The organism is Pelomonas sp. SE-A7 (genome assembly GCF_030345705.1).
Taxonomy (GTDB): domain Bacteria; phylum Pseudomonadota; class Gammaproteobacteria; order Burkholderiales; family Burkholderiaceae_C; genus JAUASW01.
This window is the reverse complement of the sequence record NZ_JAUASW010000003.1, coordinates 587526-606349: the sequence shown is the minus strand read 5'-3', so window position 1 is coordinate 606349 and position 18824 is coordinate 587526. Positions and strand designations below refer to the sequence as shown.

16 protein-coding genes and 1 riboswitch are annotated in these 18824 nt (G+C 70.5%); of the genes, 7 read left to right on the top strand and 9 right to left on the bottom strand.

The window, feature by feature from the left end; translation table 11 throughout:
• Positions 1-32 precede the first annotated feature (32 nt).
• The 3 genes from QT382_RS20750 to QT382_RS20740 all read right to left on the bottom strand — a co-directional run bounded on the left by QT382_RS20750 (position 33) and on the right by QT382_RS20740 (position 2130).
• Positions 33-1295, bottom strand: coding sequence for an RNA polymerase sigma factor (locus QT382_RS20750; RefSeq protein WP_289256028.1), 1263 nt, complete (start codon positions 1293-1295; stop codon positions 33-35).
• Complete coding sequence (locus QT382_RS20745) at positions 1292-1684, bottom strand: YciI family protein (protein WP_289256027.1); 393 nt, start codon at positions 1682-1684, stop codon at positions 1292-1294. Before QT382_RS20745 ends, QT382_RS20750 begins: the two co-directional genes overlap by 4 nt.
• Positions 1685-1773: 89 nt before the next feature.
• Positions 1774-2130, bottom strand: coding sequence for a YciI family protein (locus tag QT382_RS20740; protein ID WP_289256026.1), 357 nt, complete (start codon positions 2128-2130; stop codon positions 1774-1776).
• A gap of 113 nt (positions 2131-2243) precedes the next feature.
• Positions 2244-2338, top strand: a riboswitch (cyclic di-GMP riboswitch).
• A gap of 52 nt (positions 2339-2390) precedes the next feature.
• Between QT382_RS20740 and QT382_RS20735 the strand changes: the two genes are divergently transcribed.
• A complete protein-coding gene (locus QT382_RS20735; protein WP_289256025.1) occupies positions 2391-3779 on the top strand; it encodes a S8 family peptidase in 1389 nt (462 codons plus the stop codon).
• Between the two features lie 18 nt (positions 3780-3797).
• On the opposite strand, the gene QT382_RS20730 is transcribed toward QT382_RS20735, so the two are convergent.
• Positions 3798-5249: a hypothetical protein gene (locus QT382_RS20730; RefSeq protein ID WP_289256089.1), complete on the bottom strand. Its 1452-nt coding sequence runs from the start codon at positions 5247-5249 to the stop codon at positions 3798-3800.
• Between the two features lie 81 nt (positions 5250-5330).
• A complete protein-coding gene (locus QT382_RS20725) occupies positions 5331-6527 on the bottom strand; it encodes an SPFH domain-containing protein (protein ID WP_289256024.1) in 1197 nt (398 codons plus the stop codon).
• Between the two features lie 143 nt (positions 6528-6670).
• Here QT382_RS20725 and QT382_RS20720 point away from each other — a divergent pair, with 143 nt between their 5' ends.
• The 3 genes from QT382_RS20720 to QT382_RS20710 are packed head-to-tail and all read left to right on the top strand — an operon-like array spanning position 6671 to position 10912.
• The gene (locus QT382_RS20720; RefSeq protein ID WP_289256023.1) at positions 6671-7372 is read left to right on the top strand and encodes a response regulator transcription factor; all 702 of its coding nucleotides are present in this window, start codon (positions 6671-6673) and stop codon (positions 7370-7372) included.
• Entirely contained in the window at positions 7369-9450 is a 2082-nt protein-coding gene (locus QT382_RS20715; protein WP_289256022.1) for a sensor histidine kinase, read from the top strand. Before QT382_RS20720 ends, QT382_RS20715 begins: the two co-directional genes overlap by 4 nt.
• 28 nt (positions 9451-9478) lie before the next feature.
• Positions 9479-10912: a wax ester/triacylglycerol synthase family O-acyltransferase gene (locus tag QT382_RS20710; RefSeq protein ID WP_289256021.1), complete on the top strand. Its 1434-nt coding sequence runs from the start codon at positions 9479-9481 to the stop codon at positions 10910-10912.
• A gap of 9 nt (positions 10913-10921) precedes the next feature.
• Here the strand turns inward: QT382_RS20710 and QT382_RS20705 are convergent, their stop codons facing one another.
• From QT382_RS20705 to modB, 4 genes are all read right to left on the bottom strand, one after another.
• Positions 10922-11317, bottom strand: a complete 396-nt coding sequence (locus QT382_RS20705; RefSeq protein ID WP_289256020.1) for an MAPEG family protein — start codon at positions 11315-11317, stop codon at positions 10922-10924.
• A 90-nt stretch (positions 11318-11407) separates the two neighbouring features.
• Positions 11408-12232, bottom strand: a complete 825-nt coding sequence (locus tag QT382_RS20700) for a TOBE domain-containing protein (protein WP_289256019.1) — start codon at positions 12230-12232, stop codon at positions 11408-11410.
• The gene (locus QT382_RS20695) at positions 12229-12909 is read right to left on the bottom strand and encodes an ATP-binding cassette domain-containing protein (protein WP_289256018.1); all 681 of its coding nucleotides are present in this window, start codon (positions 12907-12909) and stop codon (positions 12229-12231) included. Before QT382_RS20695 ends, QT382_RS20700 begins: the two co-directional genes overlap by 4 nt.
• Complete coding sequence (modB, locus tag QT382_RS20690; RefSeq protein WP_289256017.1) at positions 12906-13589, bottom strand: molybdate ABC transporter permease subunit; 684 nt, start codon at positions 13587-13589, stop codon at positions 12906-12908. Before modB ends, QT382_RS20695 begins: the two co-directional genes overlap by 4 nt.
• Positions 13590-13731: 142 nt before the next feature.
• Here modB and QT382_RS20685 point away from each other — a divergent pair, with 142 nt between their 5' ends.
• The 3 genes from QT382_RS20685 (at position 13732) to QT382_RS20675 (ending at position 18702) form a co-directional block, all read left to right on the top strand.
• Positions 13732-14532: an esterase/lipase family protein gene (locus QT382_RS20685; RefSeq protein WP_289256016.1), complete on the top strand. Its 801-nt coding sequence runs from the start codon at positions 13732-13734 to the stop codon at positions 14530-14532.
• A gap of 39 nt (positions 14533-14571) precedes the next feature.
• Entirely contained in the window at positions 14572-16782 is a 2211-nt protein-coding gene (locus QT382_RS20680; protein ID WP_289256015.1) for a helicase-related protein, read from the top strand.
• Between the two features lie 93 nt (positions 16783-16875).
• The gene (locus tag QT382_RS20675; RefSeq protein WP_289256014.1) at positions 16876-18702 is read left to right on the top strand and encodes a methyl-accepting chemotaxis protein; all 1827 of its coding nucleotides are present in this window, start codon (positions 16876-16878) and stop codon (positions 18700-18702) included.
• Positions 18703-18824 lie beyond the last annotated feature (122 nt).

Here is an 18824-nt window from a genome sequence, read left to right as displayed (position 1 = left end):
TGGCGGCGCACGATAGCACCGCCCTCTGACGGTCAGGACCTCGCTCGCGCCAGCAGCAGCTGGCGTTCGCGCTCGTTGGCCGTCATGGCGGCAGCCTTCTCGAACTCGGCCCGGGCCTCGGCCTCGCGGCCCAGCTTGGCCAGCAGGTCGCCACGCACGCTGGGCAGCCAGTGGTAGCGGTCCAGCGTGCCCGCAGCAACCAGCTCATCGACCAGGGCCAGGCCGGCCGCCGGCCCCTCGGCCATGGACACGGCCACGGCCCGGTTCAGCTCAACGACCGGCGAAGGGCTGACCTGGCAGAGCGCGTCGTACAGCGCCACGATCTCGTCCCAGTCGGTGTCGGCCGCCTTGACCGCGCGCGCATGGCAGGCGGCGATGGCGGCCTGCAGCGCATACGGCCCCAGGGCCTGGCGCAGCTCGGCAATGCGTTGCAGCGCGGCCAGGCCGCGGCGTATCAGAAGCGGGTCCCAGCGCGAACGGTCCTGCTCCATCAAGAGCACCGGCCGGCCCTCGCGGTCGGTGCGGGCCGCCAGGCGCGAGGCCTGGATCTCCACCAGCGCATTCAGGCCCAGCACCTCGGCCTCGTCCGGCATCAGGCCCATCAGCACGCGGGCCAGGCGCAGGGCTTCCTCGCACAGCGCGGGCCGCAGCCAGTCCTCGCCGGCCGTGGCCGAATAGCCCTCGTTGAAGACCAGGTAGATCACCTCCAGCACCGATGCCAGGCGCTCGCTGCGCTGGTCCGCCGGCGGCAGCTCGAAAGGCACGCGGGCGGCGGCCAGGGTCTTCTTGGCGCGCACGATGCGCTGGGCGATGGTGGGCTCGGCAGCGAGGTAGGCACGGGCGATCTCGGCCGTGGTCAGGCCGCCCAGCAAGCGCAGCGTCAGCGCCGTGCGCGCCTCGGTGGAAAGCACCGGATGGCAGGCCGTGAAGATCAGCCGCAAGAGGTCGTCGCCAATGTCGTCGGCGCGTGCGGCATCGAGGCCGTCGACGAAGTCCGGGACTATGTGGGCCTGCTGCGCATCGAGGTCGGCGCCCAGCTCCTCATGCTTGCGCGCATGCAGGGCCTCGGCCCGCACATGGTCCAGCGCGCGATTCTTGGCCGCCGTCATCAGCCAGGCCGCCGGCTTGTCCGGCAGGCCCTCGGACGGCCAGCGCTGCAGCGCACTCAAGAGCGTGTCCTGGGCCAGCTCCTCGGCCACGCCCACGTCGCGGGTGATGCGCGCAACGTGGGCAATGATCTTGGCGGACTCCAGTCGCCAGACCGCCGTGACCGTGCGCTCGATCTGCAGGCTCATGGGCCGCCCTGGGTGCCGGCCTCGAAGTCTTCCGGCTCATAGAGCTGGCGCACCTCGACCTCGCAGGCCTGGCCGCGGAACGGCGCCGGGAAGCGGCGCGACCATTCCATCGCCTCCTCGCGGGAGCGCACCTGGATCAGCGTGTAGCCGGCGATCAGCTCCTTGGTCTCGGCAAAGGGGCCGTCCAGCACACGCGGCTTGGCACCGTCCTCGTAGCGCAGCCGCCAGCCGGCGCTGGTGGGCTTGAGGCCGTTGGCGTCCAGCAGCACGCCGGCCTGGGCCAGCTCGGTGTGGAAGGCCTCCATGTCGGCAAAGATGGGGTCGTCCAGCGGCGGCAGCACGCCGGCCTCGCTGGTGGCATTGGCCAGCACGATGATCATGAAGCGCATCGGGGTCTCCTGGTGAAGGCACCCCGGGGCGGGGCGCTCAGGAACACGACGGGCGAGGCGGCCCGGAATCTACAGGCTTGTGCGCGACCTCAGTCATCGAAACAGGGCCCGACCTGGCGCACCTCGACCGTCGCCCATTCGGCGGCCGGGCATTGGGCGGCGTAGTCCATGGCCTGCTCGCGGCTGACCTTGTCCAGCAGGAAGAAGCCGCCGACCATTTCCTTGCTCTCGGCAAACGGGCCGTCGCTCCATTGCTGGCGGCCCTCGCGCACCTGCAACCGGCTGGCGCGGCGGGTCGAGGCCAGCGAATTGGCGGCCACCAGCACGCCGCGTTCCTGCAGCAGGGCGCTGAAGCGCAGCATGCGCTCGTAGACCTGTTCCCCGGCCTCGCGGCCGCGCTCGGCCCGCTGGCCCAGCGGCTCGACGATCAGAAGCATGTAGGACATGGTTACCAATTCCTCCTTGGGCGGCGCGATTGTGCGCCGGCTCTGCCAACAAATCCCGCGCCGCCTGGACCAACGTGTAACGCCCGCTGGTGCGAAAACCGCCCGCCGCCTATTGTTGAGCCCGGCAAAGCGCGTGAAAGCGCGCGACGCAAAGCCACCGGCCTAAAGCGGACCCCCCAGGGTTCGCCAGGGCAGCGGGGCTGCCAGACGGCACACCACCGCCTGGCCTCGTCAGCAGCTCCACACGAGGCAAGTTCTTCATGCACCGCTCCTCCCTCCCCCGCCTGTTCTCCGCCCTGGCCCTGGCCAGCCTCGCCTGCGCCGCCCAGGCGCGCGAGCACAACCCGCTGGCCGACCTGGCCCGGGACGAATCGCCGACCGACCGCTTGATCGTCAAGTACCGCGACGGCGTCCAGCCCTTCGCCACGGCACGCGGCGAGGCGGCGATCCGCGTGGCGGGCAACCGGCAGGGTGTCAGCGTGCGGCATCTGCGCGCCATGAGCGGTGGCGCTCATGTGATGGCCATCAGCCGCGCCATCAGCCCGCAGGAGGCCGAGGCCATGGCCCAGGCGATCAGCGCCGGCGACCCCGACATCCTCTATGCCGAGCCCGACCACCTGCTCAAGCCCTTGATGACGCCCAACGACAGCTACTACTCGCTGCAGTGGAGCCTCTCGGACGCCACCGGCGGCATCCGCGCCCCGGCCGCCTGGGACAAGGCCAGCGGCAGCGGCGTCGTGGTGGCCGTGATCGACACCGGCGTGCGCAAGCACGCCGACTTCAGCGCCAACCTGCTGGCCGGCCGCGACTTCGTCTCGACCAGCTTCATCTCCAACGACGGCGACGGCCGCGATGCCGATGCCGCCGACCCGGGCGACTACGTGACGGCCGGCTATTGCAGCACCGGCTCCGCGGCCGCCAACAGCAGCTGGCACGGCACCCATGTGACCGGCATAGTCGCCGCCACCGCCAACAACAAGACCGGCGTGGTCGGCGTGGCCTGGGGCGCCAAGGTGCTGCCGCTGCGCGCGTTGGGCCGCTGTGGCGGCTACAGCTCGGACATCGCCGACGCGATCAGCTGGGCGGCCGGCAATGCGGTCAGCGGCCAGCCGACCAACACCACGCCGGCCAAGGTGATCAACCTGTCACTGGGCGGCACGGCCGCCTGCGGCAAGACCACGCAGGCCGCCATCAACGCGGCCCGCGCCAAGGGCGCGGTCGTCGTGGTGGCTGCCGGCAACGAGAAAGCCAATGCCAGCACCAGCTCGCCGGCCAACTGCACGGGCGTGGTTTCGGTGGCCGCCACCACCAAGGCCGGTGGCCGCGCCTCCTATTCCAACTACGGCACGAGCGTGACGCTGGCCGCCCCGGGCGGCGACAGTGGCGCCGCCATCGCCTCGACCTGGAACACCGGCACCAGCACACCGGGCTCCGACACCTATGCCTACATGGCCGGCACGTCGATGGCCGCGCCTGCGGTCAGCGGCGTCGCGGCCCTGATGCTGTCGGCCAATCCCAAGCTGACGCCCGACCAGGTCGCGACCCTGCTCAAGAGCAGCGCCCGCGCCTTCCCGGCCAGCTGCAGCGGCTGCGGCGCCGGCATCGTCAATGCCGAGGCCGCGGTGGCGGCGGCGCTGGCTGCCAAGTAAGCGCCGTCCGGCTCATCATCAACGCAGGGCCAGCGAAGCACGCTTCCAGGCCGGGTCCTGCCAGCGCTGGAAGGCGCCCAGCTGCTGGGCTTCCGGCGCCTGGCGCTCGGTCGTCAGCGTGTCCGGCGACAGCAGCTCGAAGCTGCGGCGCAGGTAGCGGCCCTCGGCCCGCGACTCGCGGCTGACCAGCAGCTGCTGGCCGCCCGGCACCCAGCCGGCGAATTCGGCATAGCCCAGGCCCGGCGTGGCCACGGCCGGCGGCAGCACCTGCAGGCGCCAGGCCTCGCGGCCCTTGCGCGAGAACACCCAGAGCTCGCGCCAGCCATCCAGCGACTGCACCGCCAGCGCCACCGCCGTGCCTTCGCGATTGGCCGAAGCCGAGGCCAGCCAGACCTGGCCATGGCTGCAGCGGCGGGCCAGCTCGGCCTTGCTCGCTTCCTGCTGAAGAACCACACAGGTCTCGCCTTCGCTGCTGCCGCGGCTGCTCAGCAGGCGCAGGCCGGCGCCCAGCGTTTGCGACTCCGGCCGAGGCAGCGCGGCCCAGCGCACGGCATTGACACGCATGGCCGCATCATTCCAGGCCGACTGGTCGTCCTCGGCGATCTCCAGCAGCTGGATGCTGCCCATGGCCTCCAGGGCCAGGCGGGCCGACTGGGTCGAGCCGGCAGCGTCGCGGCTGCTGCGGGCAAAGGCCAGGCTGGCCTGGACCGCGGCGCGGCGCATCAGCACGCGGTTCTTCCAATGCGGGGCCAGGTCTTGCAGCTCGACCCGGTCCAGCACCTCGGCGCGCCAGCCGTCATGCGCTTCGCGCTCGGTCGGCGTGGCCACCGGATTGACGCAGTCGGGCCGGGTCAGGGCCAGGGCGGCGCGGGCCTGCTGCTCGGGCGCGGCCGGCAGCGACAGCACGCGGCGGAAAGCATCACCGTCATAGCAGAGCTGGATGCGGCCATCGGCCTGCTCCAGGCCGGTGAAGCGCAGGCCGTAGCGGGCGGCCACGTCGAGCTGGGCCGCGACCACGGCTTCGTTCTGCTTGTTGCCCTGCGAAGCGCGGTCGGCAATGCGTTCGGCCAGCGTGCCCAGGGCGTCCAGCACCTCGGCGCCGGCCAGGCCGTTCAGCTGCTCGCGCGAGGCCGCCTGCACATAGGCCGCGCCCAGGCCCAGGCCCAGCGCCTCGGCACCGGCCTGCTGGCGCACCAGGCGCAGCGCGGCCAGCATCTCGTTCGGGTCGGCAGGCAGGCGGTAGACCTGGCTCTTGCGCAGCCAGCCACCGCGCTCGCGCCGGTAGTCCCAGACATTGACGAAGTCCTGGCGCTCGCCGCGGATTTCCAGCGCCTCGCCGCGCCAGAGCTGGGCCTGCAGCGGCGCCGAGTCGCGGGCCGCGCCGCGCAGCGAGGCCTGGTCCTGCAGCACCAGGCCGGCACCGAGTGGCTTCTGCGTTTCATTCTTGTCGGCCGCCTGGCAGGTCTGCATCCAGGCGGCAGCAAGGGCGAGGGCCATCACCAGGCCGACCTGGCGGACGCGGTGGGAACGGAGGATGCGTGTCATGGCGGCTTACTCCTTGGCTTCGGTCTTGTTGGCACCCAGCAGGCCATTGCCTATGAAGCCGCCGGCCGCCGGCGGGGGCGCGATGATGACCTGCACCTTGTCCGAGAGCTTGTCGGCCAGGGTCTTCTGCACCAGCAGCGGATGGCGGGTGATCAGCTCGCCCTCGGCCGCCATCTGCTGGGCATTGACCTTGCCCAGCTGGGCCAGGCGGTAGGCCTCGGCATCGGCCAGCTTCTGGCGCGCCTGCGCTTCGGCCTCGGCCTCGATGCGGCGGGCCTGGGCCGAGCCCTCGGCCATCTTGACCCGCGCCACATTGGCGGCCTCGGCTTCCAGCTGGCGCTGCTCGATCTGGCGCTGCTTGAGCGGGATCACGTACTTCATGGCCTCGTCCTGGGCCTTGGCGGCGATCACCTGCTCGCGGGCCGCGGCCTCGGCGGCCAGTTCGCGGCGCACCTTGTCGGCCGCACCTTCCAGCTCGCTCTGCTTGACCTGCTTGTCCTTGAGCTCCAGCGTGTAGCGCATCTTCTCGGTCGACAGGCCTTCGGCCAGCAGCGCGTCCATGCCCTTGCGGTAGTCGGCCGGTAGGTCGACCTTGCCTATCTGCACGCCACGCAGCAGCAGGCCGTCGGCGGCGAGGCGCACGCGCAGCTCGGCTTCCAGCTGTTGCTGGATCTCGGCGCGCTTGCTGGAGAACACCTCACGCACCGTGTGGCGGGCGATCAGGCGGTAGGCCACGCCCTGCAGGGCCGGCTCGACCAGGTCGCGCTCGATGTTGTCGGGCAGGCTGCGCGACAGCAGGGCCAGCCGGGCCGGATCGATGGCGTAGCGCACGCTCAGGTCCAGGCCCAGCGACAGGCCCTCGACGGACTGCAGCGGCGCCGTGCCGTCGGCGCGGCTCATGGAGACGGCGCGGTAGCTCTGGTCCTGCAGCGGCAGGCCGCGGACTTCATGCACGCCGGGCAGCATCAGCACCCGGCCTTCGCGCCAGATGCTGGTCTCGCCGCTGAACAGATTGGTGCGCACCGCCGCTTCGCCGCGCTGCACCGTGTAGAAGGGCGGATGGCTGACCAGGCCATAGGCCAGGCCACCGACCACACCGGCCGTCAGCAGGGTCGCCAGCAGGCGGCCGTTGACCGGGGGCAGGGCGCTGCGGATGGCGGCCGGCAGTTGCGAAAGCTGGGTCCTCAGATTCGTCGTGTCCATCGCTGGGTTCCTCCGTGTTGCGATGGCTGCATGATTCGATTTCAGGGGTGGAAGCCACAAGGCGGCCGGCGGGTGGCTGCGTTCCGGGGCGCGGAAGAAATCTTCACAGGCGCCTGCCCTGGCCCCTCCCATAATCGGCCGCCATGACCAATCGAGTCGCCGTCATCGAAGACGACCGCCCCACCAGCGACCAGCTGGTCGGCTGGATACGCGCCGCCCGGCCGGAGCTGCAGATCGACCAGTGGTTCGACCGCGATGCCGCCGAGGCCGCCCTGGCCGGTGGCGGCTACGACCTGGTGGTGCTGGACATAGAGCTGGGCCGCGAGCGCCATGCGGGCGTGGCCCTGATCAATGCGATCAACAAGCTGCAGCAAGGCACGCCGGTGCTGGTGGTGTCGGCCATGCCGGCCGCCATCTACCGCGGCATCATGAAGGCGCTGGACGCCTGGGACTACCTGCAGAAGACCGCCTTCGACGAGGCCGAGTTCATAGAGACCTTCCTGGACATGCTGCGCGCCGCCAAGGCCCGCAAGCCGGCTACCGTCCCTGTGGCAACACCTGACCCCGAGCTGAGCCTGGACCCGCTGTGGCAGCGCAGCCCGACCTGGCGCGGCCAGCGCATCAATCTGCCGCTGACCGCCCAGCGCATCCTGGCCACGCTGGCCCAGCACCGCGGCGAAGTGGTCAGCTACGAGCAGCTGTTCGAGGTGGTCAAGAGCGGCCGCAACCGCGACAACGTGCGCAAGCATGTCAGCGCGATCCGCGAGGCCTTCAAGGAGATCGATCCGTCGTTCGAGGGCATTGAAAACGTCCCCATGCGCGGCTTCCGCTGGACCAAGGGATGAAGCTAGGCAGCGTCGAGTTGCCCCGCTTGGACGAGGTGCCGCGCCTCGGCCTCGCCGCCTTCCGCAGCCGCATCGTCTTCCATGGCGTGTTCCTGCTGCTGGCCGCAGCCACGCTGGCGCTGGCGGTCTCGCTGCTGCTGGAAGAAAAGCAGCGCAGCTACCAGCGCTACGAGCAGGGCTTCAAGCGCTCGCTGGGCGAGGTCGCGGCCCAGCTGCGCCATCCCACGGGCCAGCTGGCCCTGTTGAACCCGGGGCTGCAGGCGGGGCGGCCTATCACGCCGCTGCTGCTGCCCTTCTCGGCCATCGATTTCGACGACCCGGCCAAGGCCCAGCGCGTGGTCGAGATGTCGGGCTGCGCCCTGCAGTTCCGCTCCGGCGCCAGCCTCTGCGTGGCCGTGGGCAGCAAGGCCTCGGCCGGCGGTTTCATCTACCTGGTCGGCAGCCTGGACGCCGGCCCCCTGAAAGGCCGCGAACGCGGCGCGCTGGACCTGGCCGAGCTGCACCGGGCCCGCATCACCCTGACCATGCGCAGCCAGGACTGGCAATGGATCGCCCCCTTCGAGGCCATGAGTTCGGCGGGCGAGGGCCAGCTCGGCCGGCTGACCGGCTTCATCGGAGGCGGCGACAAGCTGGCCGCCTCGGCGCGGCCTCAGCGCGACTTCCGCGGCTGGCTGTGGCGCGAAGGGCCTTGCCTGGCTGGCAGCAGCGGTGCGGACTGCCCGCGCCGCACGCTGTATTCGATACGGCTGCCGGTCGAGGCCTGGCGCGAGGCCTTGTTCGAAAAGCCGGCCATGGCCTGGCCGCCGGTCGACCTCTATGCCATCGCGCTACGGGTCGAGCTGCTGGCGCCGGACGGCGCGCCGCCGCTGTTCGACAGCAATGCCGGTGAGCTGCTGCCCCCCTCGGTTTCGCTGGCCGGCGTGGGCGCGAGCCTGCAGGCGGGCGAGACGCTGACCATCAGCCGCGACGGCAAGCCGGTCTCGGTGCTGCGCGGCGCGGTCGATCCGGACGAGCTGCCCTCGCCCTGGCTGACCCGGCTGATACGCCGTCTGCCGGTTCAGGTCCAGGTACCGCAGCTGCGGGCCGATGATTCCGTGGCGACGCCATTGGGTCGTTATGACTTGCGCCTGGATGGCGACTGGCGCAGCCTGGACCGCGCCCTCAGCGCCAGCGCGGCGCGGGCCTCCTGGCTGGTCGGCGCCATGCTGGCCGCCATCGCCCTGGCCTGGCTGATCATCACCCTGGGCCTGATGCGGCGCGTAGCGCGCCTGACCCGGCGTGCGGCGGCCGTGTCCTACGAGGTCCAGCATCCGCAGGTCGAGCAGCGCCTGGGCCAGCTCGACGTGGCCGACCTGCGCGGCAGCGACGAGGTCGGCATCCTGGCCGGCTCCATGGCCGACCTGCTGGAGCGGGTGCGCGACAGCCTGCGCCGCGAGCATCTGCGGGCCGAGCATGAGCGCGACATGTGGCATGCCGTGGGTCACGAGATCATGTCGCCCTTGCAGTCGCTGCTGGTCCTGCATGGCGCGCCCGAAGACCCCAGCTTCCGCTACCTGCAGCGCATGCAGCAGGCGGTGCGCGTGCTCTACGGTGCCGCCTCGCCCAGCGAGGCCATCGCCTCGGCCACGCTGGATGCGGGTCGGCTGGACCTGGACCAGTTCCTCAAGGAGGTGGCCGCCAATGCCCAGTTCGCCGACATCGCCGATGTTCGGTACGCGGCACTCGGCGAGCCGGTCTGGGTCAAGGCCGATGCCTATTCGCTGGAGGACGTGGTCACCCATGTGCTGCGCAATGCCGACCGCTACCGGCCGGCTGGCACGCCGATCTCGCTGAGCCTTACCAGCGACGACAGCGGCGCCATCGTCGAGATCCACAACCAGGGTCCGGCCATAGGCCCGGGTCTCGTCGACAAGATCTTCGAATACGGCGTGTCCGACCAGCCCCAGGGCCAAGGCGAGCGTCGCGGCCAAGGCCTGTTCGTCGCCAAGACCTACCTGGCCAAGATGGACGGCGAGATCGCGGCCCGCAATGTCGAGGGCGGCGTGGTGTTCGAGCTGAGGCTGCGCCGCAGCAGTTAGCATGCTCCGCAGCTCTGGAGGGCATGCGATGGCGGCAATCAAGCAACTGGCCGGACTGGATGCGAGCTTTCTGTTCCTGGAGACGGAGCAGATGCCCATGCATGTGGGCGCCCTGCATGTGCTGGAGCTGCCGGCCGGCTTCGAGGGCCGCTTCGTCGATGCGCTGCGGGCCCATCTGAAGAAGCGAATGCCGCATCTGCCGGCGCTGCGCCGGCGCCTGGCCTCGGTGGGGCTGAACCTGGTCAACCCGGCCTGGGTCGATGCCCAGCCCGACCTGGACCAGCATGTGGTGTCGGTGGAGCTGCCGGCGGGCAGCGGCCTGCTGGCGCTGGAAGACGCCGTGGCCCGCCTGCATCCGCAATTGCTGCCGCGCGACCGGCCGCTGTGGAAGTTCCATGTGTTCGAAGACCTGGCGCCCTCGCCCGACGACGGCGCCAGGCGGGTCGCGCTCTACACGCAGCTGCATCACGCCGCCGTCGACGGCCAGGCCGCGGTGGCGCTGGCGGCGGTGATCCTGGACCTGGGCCCGGTGCCGCGCGAGCTGCCGGACCGGCCGCTGCACCACCGGCCCGAGGCCGGCACCTTGGCCCTGATGCGCGGTGCCCTGATGCACCAGGCCCAGCAGGTGCTGAACATCGCCCGCAGCCTGCCCGGCACCCTGGGCACCCTGGGTGGATCGGCCGGCGATGCCGGCGCCGCCCTGCTGGGCCTGCTCAAGGGCAAGAGCGCCGCTGGCAGCCCCTTGAAGCTGGCGCCGCGCACCCGCTTCAACCAGAGCGTGTCGGCCACGCGCAGCTTCGCCACCGTCAGCCTGCCGCTGGCCGAGTTGCACAAGCTGCGCAAGCAGGCCGGCGCCAGTCTCAACGATGCGGTGCTCTATCTCTGTGGCACGGCGCTAAGACAAGTGCTGTTGGAGAAACACGAGCTGCCGCGCAAGCCGCTGGTGGCGGCCGTGCCGGTCTCGCTGCGAGCGGCGGGCGATACGGCCTCGAACAACCAGGCCACGATGAGCACCGTCACCCTGGGCACCCACATCGCCGATCCGCGCAAGCGCCTGGCCCATGTGCTGGCCGCCTCCCAGGCGATGAAGGGTTCGCTGGGCACGCTGAAGCAGCTGATGCCGCTGGACTTTCCTTCGCTGGGCCTGCCCTGGCTGATGGCCGGCGCGGCCCGTCTCTATGGTGCGGCACGGGCCGCCGAGAAGCTGCCGGCCCTGGCCAATGTGGCCATCTCCAACGTGCCGGGCCCGCAGCAGGCGCTCTACCTGGCCGGGGCCCGCATGGTCACCAACTACCCCAGCTCCATCGTGGTCCACGGCATGGCCCTGAACATCACGGTGCAGAGCTATGGCGACTCGCTGGAATTCGGCCTGATGGCCTGTGGCAAGGCCCTGCCCGACGTGGCCAGGCTGGCCGGCCATCTGCGGGCAGCGCTGGCGGAGTGGCAGTCGCTGGGCGCCTGAAGCCGCGGCTCAGCGCAGCGCCATGATGATCATCACCAGGCCGACATTGCCGGCGATCCAGACGGCGGTGCGCACATAGGCGACGCCCAGGTAGTACAGCGCGATGTAGGCGATGCGCGACCAGAAGAAGACCTGGGCGCCCAGCAGGATCTGCGGCGACTGCACGCCGGAGACATGGGCGACCAGGGCAATGGCCGTGAACAGCACGAAGGCCTCGAGCGTGTTCTTGGCCGTGCGGTCGGCGCGGCCGGCGAACACGCCGGGGTCGGGCATGTTGTCGCGGTTGCCCAGGGCCAGCAGAAAGCCGGCGGGCGTCCAGCCCTTGGCCTTGATCAGGCTGGCCAACAAGAGCAGCAGCCAGGTGATGCAGGCCATGCAGAGCACGAGCTTGAGCAAAGGGGTCATCGAAGTCTCCTCGCCGGATCGGCGCGACGCCGATGTTGGCGCCGTCGCGCCGGCCGCAGCAGGGAGGAAACCCGCGCCGTGCGGCCCCGCTCAGGCCAGCACGGCCAGCACCAGGTCCGAGGCCTTGACCAGGGCCGTGGCCTTGCTGCCGGTCTTCAGGCCCAGGGCCTGCACGCTGGCCTGCGTGACCGTGGCCACCAGCAGGCTGCCGCCGGCCAGTTCCAGCTCCACCTCGGCATTGACCGCGCCGGGCCGCAGCGCCTTCACCTTGCCGGCCAGCTGGTTGCGGGCCGAGACCCGGGCGCCGTCCAGGCCGGTGGCCAGCAGCACATTGGAAGACTGGATCAGCACCATCACGGCCACACCGACGCGCAGGCCCAGCTCGGCCGTGCTTTCGCGCGGAATGATGGCCACCAGCGGCTGGCCACCTGGCATCTCGATCTCGACCTCGTCATTGACCGCGCCTTCGCGCAGCGAAGTCACCACGCCCTGGAACTGGTTGCGGCTGCTCGCCTTCATGTTGATCACGTCCAGCAGCGAGAACTCGCGGTCCAGGTCCACCGCTGCGGCATCGACCAGGCCCAGGAAGCGGCGGTGCACCGCCTCGATCTGCGTGTAGCGCTCGACCAGGCGTGCGCCGCGCTCGGTCAGCCGCGTGGAGCCGCCGCCGCGGCCACCGGTACTGCGTTCGACCAGGGGCTCGCCGGCCACGCGGTTCATCGCGTCTATCGCATCCCAGGCGGCCTTGTAGCTCATGCCATAGGCCTTGGCCGCCTGCGTGATCGAGCCCTGCTCGGCCACGGCCCGCAGCAGGGCGATGCGGCCGGGGCCGCCCAGGTTTTCCTCGCCGGCCTTGATCCAGACCGAGCCCTCGAGGCGCAGCCGGGTCTGGTTGCTTTTCTTCCTGCTGCTCATTCCAGCTCCGTGATCGAGGCGACGCGGCCCTGGTCCAGCGTCACGACCTGGTCGGCCAGGGCCTTCACATCGTCCTCGTCATGGGTGATCAGCAGCAGCGGGATCTTCAGCTGCGCCTGCAGCTCGGCCAGCTCGGCGCGCAGGCTGCGGCGCAGGGCCTGGTCCAGGGCGGCAAAGGGCTCGTCCAGCAGCAGGGCGCGCGGCGAGGACACCAGGGCGCGGGCCAGGGCCGCGCGCTGGCGCTGGCCGCCCGAGACCTCCAGCGGGCACTGGTCGGCCACGGCCTGCAGGCCGAAGCGCGCTATCCACTGCTCGACGAGAGGGTCATGGAAGCGCCGCGCTGGATTGCGCCAGCCGCGGACGCGCGAGAAGGCGATGTTCTGACGCAGGCTCAGGTGGGGGAACAGCGCATGGTCCTGGAACACGCAGCCCAGGCCGCGCTGCTGAGGCGCCAGCGAGAGCGAAGCCTCGGCATCGAACAGCAGCTCGCCCGCCACGGCAATGCGGCCGCGGTCGGGCCGCTGGACGCCGGCAATCATCTTCAGGGTCTGGCTCTTGCCCGAGCCCGAGGGGCCGAACAGGGCGAGCCGCGGTGCGGCGGCCTGGATGTCTAGGTCCAGCTCGAAATGCCCACGCCCCTGCGGCAGGCGTTTGTGGACGCGCAACTCCCAGTTCATCGCCTGGCCGCCCGCGATGCCAGCGGGCTGCGCAGCAAGCGGCTGGAAGCCAAGAGCACGGCCATGCAGGTGATCGAGGTCAGGGCCACCAGCAGATTGGCCGTGTCGTCCTGGCCCGCCTGCACCGCCTCGTAGACGGCGATGGACAGGGTCTGGGTCTTGCCGGCAATGCTGCCGGCCACCATCAGCGTGGCGCCGAACTCGCCCAGGGCCCTCGCAAAGGCCAGCAGCAGGCCGGCCAGGATGCTGTGCCAGGCCAGCGGCAGGGTAACGCGGAAGAACACGCCGGCATTGCCGATGCCCAGCGTGCGGGCCGCGTCCTGCTGCTCGGCATCCACGGTTTCAAAGGCAGCACGCGCCGCCTTGAACACCAGCGGGAACGAGACCACGGTGGCCGCGATCACGGCGGCCTGCCAGGTGAAGATCAGACGGATGCCGAAGTGCTGGAGCAGCCAGGCGCCCAGCGGACCGTGCGAGCCCAGCAGCACCAGCAGGTAGTAGCCCAGCACCGTGGGCGGCATCACCATGGGCAGGGTCAGCAGCGCGTCCAGCAGCTCGCGGCCCGGCCAGCGGCGCCGCGCCATCGCATAGCCGACGCCTACGCCCAGCAGCAGGTTGAGCGCCGTCGCCCAGCCGGCAACCTTGAGGCTCAGCGCGAGCGCGATCCAGGCGCCATCCATGGGGAACTGCAGCGGGTGCAAGCGGACACGGTGCTTTCTCGAAATGCGACGTATACGACTATATATGCCGCCCCGGCGGGCACCGACCGGACTAGGGCAAGCGCCCAAGAGGCCAGGCATCGCGCGGCGCTAGGATGCCGCCATGCCTCAGAAGTCTTCCCGCCGCGCTGCCGCCGAGCCCGTCTCCCACGACCATCCCGACGAGCTGCGCGCGCCCAACGCCTGGCTGATGATGCTGGAGGGCCGCGCGCCCTGGGAGTTCGCCGCCCTGCTGGCGGCCACGCCCTGGCTGCGCAAGCTGCCCCGCGGCGATGGCCATCCGGTGCTGGTCTTCCCCGGCCTAGGCGCCAACGACGTGACCACGCTGCCGCTGCGGCGCTTCCTGGACGAGCTGGGCTATGTGACCCATCCCTGGGGCCAGGGCTTCAATTTCGGGCCGCGCCAGGGCGTGCTGGAACAGTGCACGGCCGACGTGAAGCGGCTGTTCCGCCAGCATGCCAAGCCGGTCAGCCTGATCGGCTGGAGCCTGGGCGGCATCTATGCCCGCGAGCTGGCCAAGGAGCTGCCCGACCATGCCCGCTGCGTGATCACGCTGGGCACGCCCTTCACCGGACATCCGCGCGCCACCAATGCCTGGCGCTTCTTCGAGCTGGTCTCGGGCCAACAAGTCAAGGACCATGAGTTGCTGGAGCAGATCAAGCAAACCCCGCCGGTGCCGACCACATCGCTCTACTCCAAGAGCGACGGCGTGGTCGCCTGGCGCTGCAGCGTGATGGAGCCCAGCCCCTTGAGCGAGAACATCGAGGTCCATGCCAGCCACTGCGGCATGGGGTTGAACCCGCTGGCCCTGTATGCGATTGCCGACCGCCTGGCCCAGCCGCAGGGCCAGTGGAAGCCTTTCGAGGCGCAGGGCGCGCGGCGCTGGTTCTACCGCGGCAGCTGAAGCAGAGCGGTGGCCGGCGGCTGTGTTCCACTTCCGCCTGTGCCTGAAGTTCCTGCCTCTCCTCCTGCTCAAGACGCGGCCCAGCAGCCCGTCCTGCCCAACCCCCGCCACCTGAAGCGCCTGCCGGCCGGCCTCACGGCCGAGGACTGGCAGCGCATCCGTCATTCGGCCTACCAGCTGCCCCAGGTGCTGACGCCCGCCGACCTGGACGAGGGCGAAGACCCCGAGGCCCTGGGCCTGGTGATGATCTCCAAGGCCGCCGCAGGCGGCCGGCCGGCGCGCTGGATCGCTCCGGGGCTGATCCCCATCGCCCTGCGCCATCTCGATGCGGTGGGCACGGGCCCCACCCTGCGTCCGCTGATGCAGCAGCGCAGTGCCCAGCTCGATGCGCTGGGCCTGCGCCGCGCCGGACTGCAGTGGCAGCGCCTTTGTCGGCAGCCGGTGCTGGACGGCAAGCTGGTCGTGGCCCATCTGCAGCCGCTGGCCGATGCCACGCCGGCCTGGGAGTTCTACCGCGATGGTGACGCGGACAAACTCGCCACGTCCATAGGCCCCATGCCGGCCTATGCCGAGGCCTACCGGCTGCAAGAGCATCTGCAGCGTCTGCTGGAACGCAGCGCCTCGGGCCATCCCGACCAGCTGGCTTCGCTGTGGCCGCGCCTGCAGGCCGAATGCTCGACGCCCCAGCCCATCGAAGCCTTGCTGGCCGCCTGCACCCGCGCCCAGGAGAGCTGGGAACAGCGCATGGCCGAGCTCAACACGCTGGCCCAGCTGAACTGCCAGCTGGCCTTCCAGGGTTATCCGGACAGCTTCGAGCTGGCGCGCCAGATGCAGCGCACGGTGACGCTCTACGTGGGCCCGCCCAACAGCGGCAAGACCCATGCGGCCTTCGAAAAGCTGGCCCAGGCGCACGACGGCGCCTACCTGGCCCCGCTGCGCCTGCTGGCGCTGGAGGGCCGCGACCGCCTGGTGGCGCGCGGCGTGCCCTGCTCGCTGCTGACCGGCGAGGAGAACCAGCCGGCCGAGAACGCCTGCGTGGTCTCTTCCACCATCGAGATGGTCGACACCGGCCGGCCGGTCGAGGTGGCCGTGATCGACGAGGCCCAGATGCTGTTCGACGGCTCGCGCGGCTGGGCATGGACCCAGGCCATCGTCGCCGTGCCGGCCAATGAGCTGATCATCATCTGCTCGGCCTATGCGGTGCCGGCGATCGAGAAGCTGCTGGGCCTGTGCGGCGAACGCTGCGCGGTGAAGCATTTCGAGCGCAAGCAGGAGGTGCAAATGCTGTCGGCGCCGGTGGCCATGACCTCGCTGAAGAAGGGCGATGCGGTCGTGGCCTTCAGCCGGCGCGAGGTGCTGATGCTGCGCGACCAGATCGCCCAGGCCGGCCATCCGGTCTCGGTGATCTACGGCGCCCTGCCTCCCGAGGTGAGGCGGCGCGAGGCCGAGCGCTTCGCGGTGGGCGCCAGCGACGTGCTGGTCGCCACCGACGCCATAGGCATGGGGCTGAACCTGCCGATACGCCGCGTGCTGTTCAGCACGCTGACCAAGTTCGACGGCGTCGGCGACCGGCCGCTGAGCGTCTCCGAGGTGCATCAGATCGCCGGCCGGGCCGGGCGCTACGGCCTGCATGACGAGGGCTTCGTCGGCGTGCTGCGCGAGGCCGAGGCCGGTGCCGGCAAGCTCTTGCGCGAGCTGCTGCCGCGCCAGCCGCGGGCGCCGCGCGACCACAAGGCACCGGTAGCGCCGAACTGGTGGCATGTGCAGACCATCGCCTCCAGCCTTGGCTTCAGCCGCCTGGCCGCCGTGCTGCAGGTCTTCGTCGACCGGCTGCGGCTGGACGATGCGCATTTCGCCGTGGCCGAGCTGGAGCAGATGCTGCAGCTGGCCGAGTCACTGGACCGGGTCGCCCCCAAGCTGCCGCTGCGCCAGCGCTTCGTCTATGCCCAGGCGCCGGTCGACAGCCGCACCGAGGGCCAGGTGCAGGAATACCTGGACTGGGCCCAGCAGCACCAGCTGGCCGGCTCGGTGGGTTCGCCCTGGTTCCTGGACGATGTGGACGAGCACAGCCGCCTGGACCGCATGGAGCAGGCCTTGCGCTCCTGCACGCTGTGGCTGTGGCTGGACCTGCGCTTCCCCGGTGTCTACGGCCGGGTCGAGGCCGTCGTGGACCTGCGCAGCCGCCTCAACGAGGGCATTGAACGCCAGCTCAAGAGCAAGAAGCCGCTCTGGCGCGCCCGCGGCCGCTGACGACTATTCCGCCGCCTTTGCCGTAAGCCCTGCTTGACGACCCCGACCCCTAAAGGCAGTCTGGGACGGTTCGGAGACAAGCAGGAGACAGCAATGAAATTTGGGAATCCCGGCGGTGGCGCCATGGCGTCCAAGCTGGCTGGACTGGGTGTGGCCGGCCGGCTCTGGCTGGCCGTGGCGACGGTCATCGTCGCCCTGGTGGGCCTGATCGGCTTCTCTTCCGCGCGCACCGGCAAGCTCAATGCCGAGGCGGCGGCCATCGACCAGCAGATGGGCGCCAAGCGTGCCGCCGCCGAGCGCTGGGCCAACCTCACCACGGTCAATGTGACCCGGGTCCAGGCCTCGGCCATCAGCAGCGACCCGGCGGTGGACCAGATGTACAAGGAAGAGATCGCCGCCACCATCGCCAAGATCAGCGAGGTGCAGAAGTCCATCGAGGGCATGGAGCTCACGGACAAGGACAAGGCCCTGATGGCCCGCATCGCCGACGAGCGCAAGCTGGTGCTGTCCTCGCTGGCCAAGGCGCGCGAACTCAAGGGCGCCGGCAAGGGTGAGGAGGCGGCCAACGAGGTGCGCCAGACCTTCAACCCGGCGGTCTCGGTCTACCTGAAGTCGCTGGCCGAGTTCGCGGCCCTGCAGACCACGCAGAAGGAGGCGGCCGATGCCAACCTGGCCGAGCGGCGCAAGGCGACGCTGTCCATCGCCATGGTCGTGGTCGTCGCCATCGTCGCGGCCCTGCTGGCCGGCGCGGTCTGGTTGGTGCGCTCGATCAAGCAGCCCCTGGGCGAGGCGCTGGAACTGGCCGAGCACATCGCCGGCGGCGACCTGTCGGCCAGCACCAGCATCCAGCGCAGCGATGAATTCGGGCTGCTGCTCGATGCGCTGAACCGCATGGCCACCCAGCTACGCAGCGTGATAGGCGAGGTACGGCAGGGCGTGGAGTCTGTCTCCACCGCCTCGGCCGAGATCGCCACCGGCAACCATGACCTGAGCAGCCGCACCGAGCAGACCGCCTCCAACCTGGAGGAAACGGCCAGCTCGATGGAAGAGATCACGGCCACGGTCAGCAACTCGGCCGACACGGCTCGCCAGGCCAACCAGCTGGCGGCCTCGGCGGCCGAAGCCGCTTCCCGCGGCGGTTCGGTGGTGGAGCAGGTGGTCAGCAACATGGAGCAGATCACGGCCAGCTCCAAGCGCATCTCCGACATCATCTCGGTGATCGACGGCATCGCCTTCCAGACCAATATCCTGGCCCTGAATGCCGCGGTGGAAGCCGCCCGGGCCGGCGAACAGGGCCGCGGCTTCGCGGTGGTGGCCGGCGAGGTGCGCACCCTGGCCCAGCGCAGCGCCGAGGCGGCCAAGGAGATCAAGGGCCTGATCAATGCCTCGGTCGAGCGGGTCGAATCGGGCGCCGCCCTGGTCAACCAGACCGGCAACGTGATGCAGGAGATCGTGGCCAGCGTGGGCCGGGTCAGCGACATGATCGGCGAGATAGCCGCCTCGGCCACCGAGCAGCGCGACGGCATCGCGCAAGTCAATGTGGCCGTGACCGAGCTGGACAAGATGACCCAGCAGAACGCCGCCCTGGTCGAGCAGAGCGCCGCGGCAGCCACCTCGATGCGCGAACAGGCCCAGCGCCTGGCCGAGGTGGTCTCCGTATTCAAGCTGGGCTCGGGCTCCTACAACCCCAGCGCGCGGGCTCCCAGCCCCGTGGCAGCCCCCAAGCCGGCGATGACTCACAAGCCGGCCAGCCCTGCGGCCAAGCCAACGGCAGCCAAGCCCGCGGCCACGCCGGTCAGCCGTCCGCCTGCTGCAGCGCCCAAGGCCCCACCCAAGAAGCTGACCGCGCCTCCGCCGGCACCCACGCCCGGTCCGGCTCCCAAGCCGCCGGCCGAGGACGGCGACTGGGAGACTTTCTGATTCCAGGGCCTGTCAAGGCACAAGTCTGTGGACAGTTCCGGAACAAGCCGGGGCTTGTCCACAGGGCGAGGCCGCTTGGCCGAGTTGTTGTAGGTTCATCCCCGCCGCTGCGGCCCGGTCAC

Bases quoted from the DNA above. Each gene is read 5' to 3' on its own strand.
- QT382_RS20750 (WP_289256028.1), bottom strand. From the start codon at position 1,295: ATGAGCCTGCAGATCGAGCGCACGGTCACGGCGGTCTGGCGACTGGAG.
- QT382_RS20745 (WP_289256027.1), bottom strand. From the start codon at position 1,684: ATGCGCTTCATGATCATCGTGCTGGCCAATGCCACCAGCGAGGCCGGC.
- QT382_RS20740 (WP_289256026.1), bottom strand. From the start codon at position 2,130: ATGTCCTACATGCTTCTGATCGTCGAGCCGCTGGGCCAGCGGGCCGAG.
- QT382_RS20735 (WP_289256025.1), top strand. From the start codon at position 2,391: ATGCACCGCTCCTCCCTCCCCCGCCTGTTCTCCGCCCTGGCCCTGGCC.
- QT382_RS20730 (WP_289256089.1), bottom strand. From the start codon at position 5,249: ATGCAGACCTGCCAGGCGGCCGACAAGAATGAAACGCAGAAGCCACTC.
- QT382_RS20725 (WP_289256024.1), bottom strand. From the start codon at position 6,527: ATGGACACGACGAATCTGAGGACCCAGCTTTCGCAACTGCCGGCCGCC.
- QT382_RS20720 (WP_289256023.1), top strand. From the start codon at position 6,671: ATGACCAATCGAGTCGCCGTCATCGAAGACGACCGCCCCACCAGCGAC.
- QT382_RS20715 (WP_289256022.1), top strand. From the start codon at position 7,369: ATGAAGCTAGGCAGCGTCGAGTTGCCCCGCTTGGACGAGGTGCCGCGC.
- QT382_RS20710 (WP_289256021.1), top strand. From the start codon at position 9,479: ATGGCGGCAATCAAGCAACTGGCCGGACTGGATGCGAGCTTTCTGTTC.
- QT382_RS20705 (WP_289256020.1), bottom strand. From the start codon at position 11,317: ATGACCCCTTTGCTCAAGCTCGTGCTCTGCATGGCCTGCATCACCTGG.
- QT382_RS20700 (WP_289256019.1), bottom strand. From the start codon at position 12,232: ATGAGCAGCAGGAAGAAAAGCAACCAGACCCGGCTGCGCCTCGAGGGC.
- QT382_RS20695 (WP_289256018.1), bottom strand. From the start codon at position 12,909: ATGAACTGGGAGTTGCGCGTCCACAAACGCCTGCCGCAGGGGCGTGGG.
- modB (WP_289256017.1), bottom strand. From the start codon at position 13,589: ATGGATGGCGCCTGGATCGCGCTCGCGCTGAGCCTCAAGGTTGCCGGC.
- QT382_RS20685 (WP_289256016.1), top strand. From the start codon at position 13,732: ATGCCTCAGAAGTCTTCCCGCCGCGCTGCCGCCGAGCCCGTCTCCCAC.
- QT382_RS20675 (WP_289256014.1), top strand. From the start codon at position 16,876: ATGAAATTTGGGAATCCCGGCGGTGGCGCCATGGCGTCCAAGCTGGCT.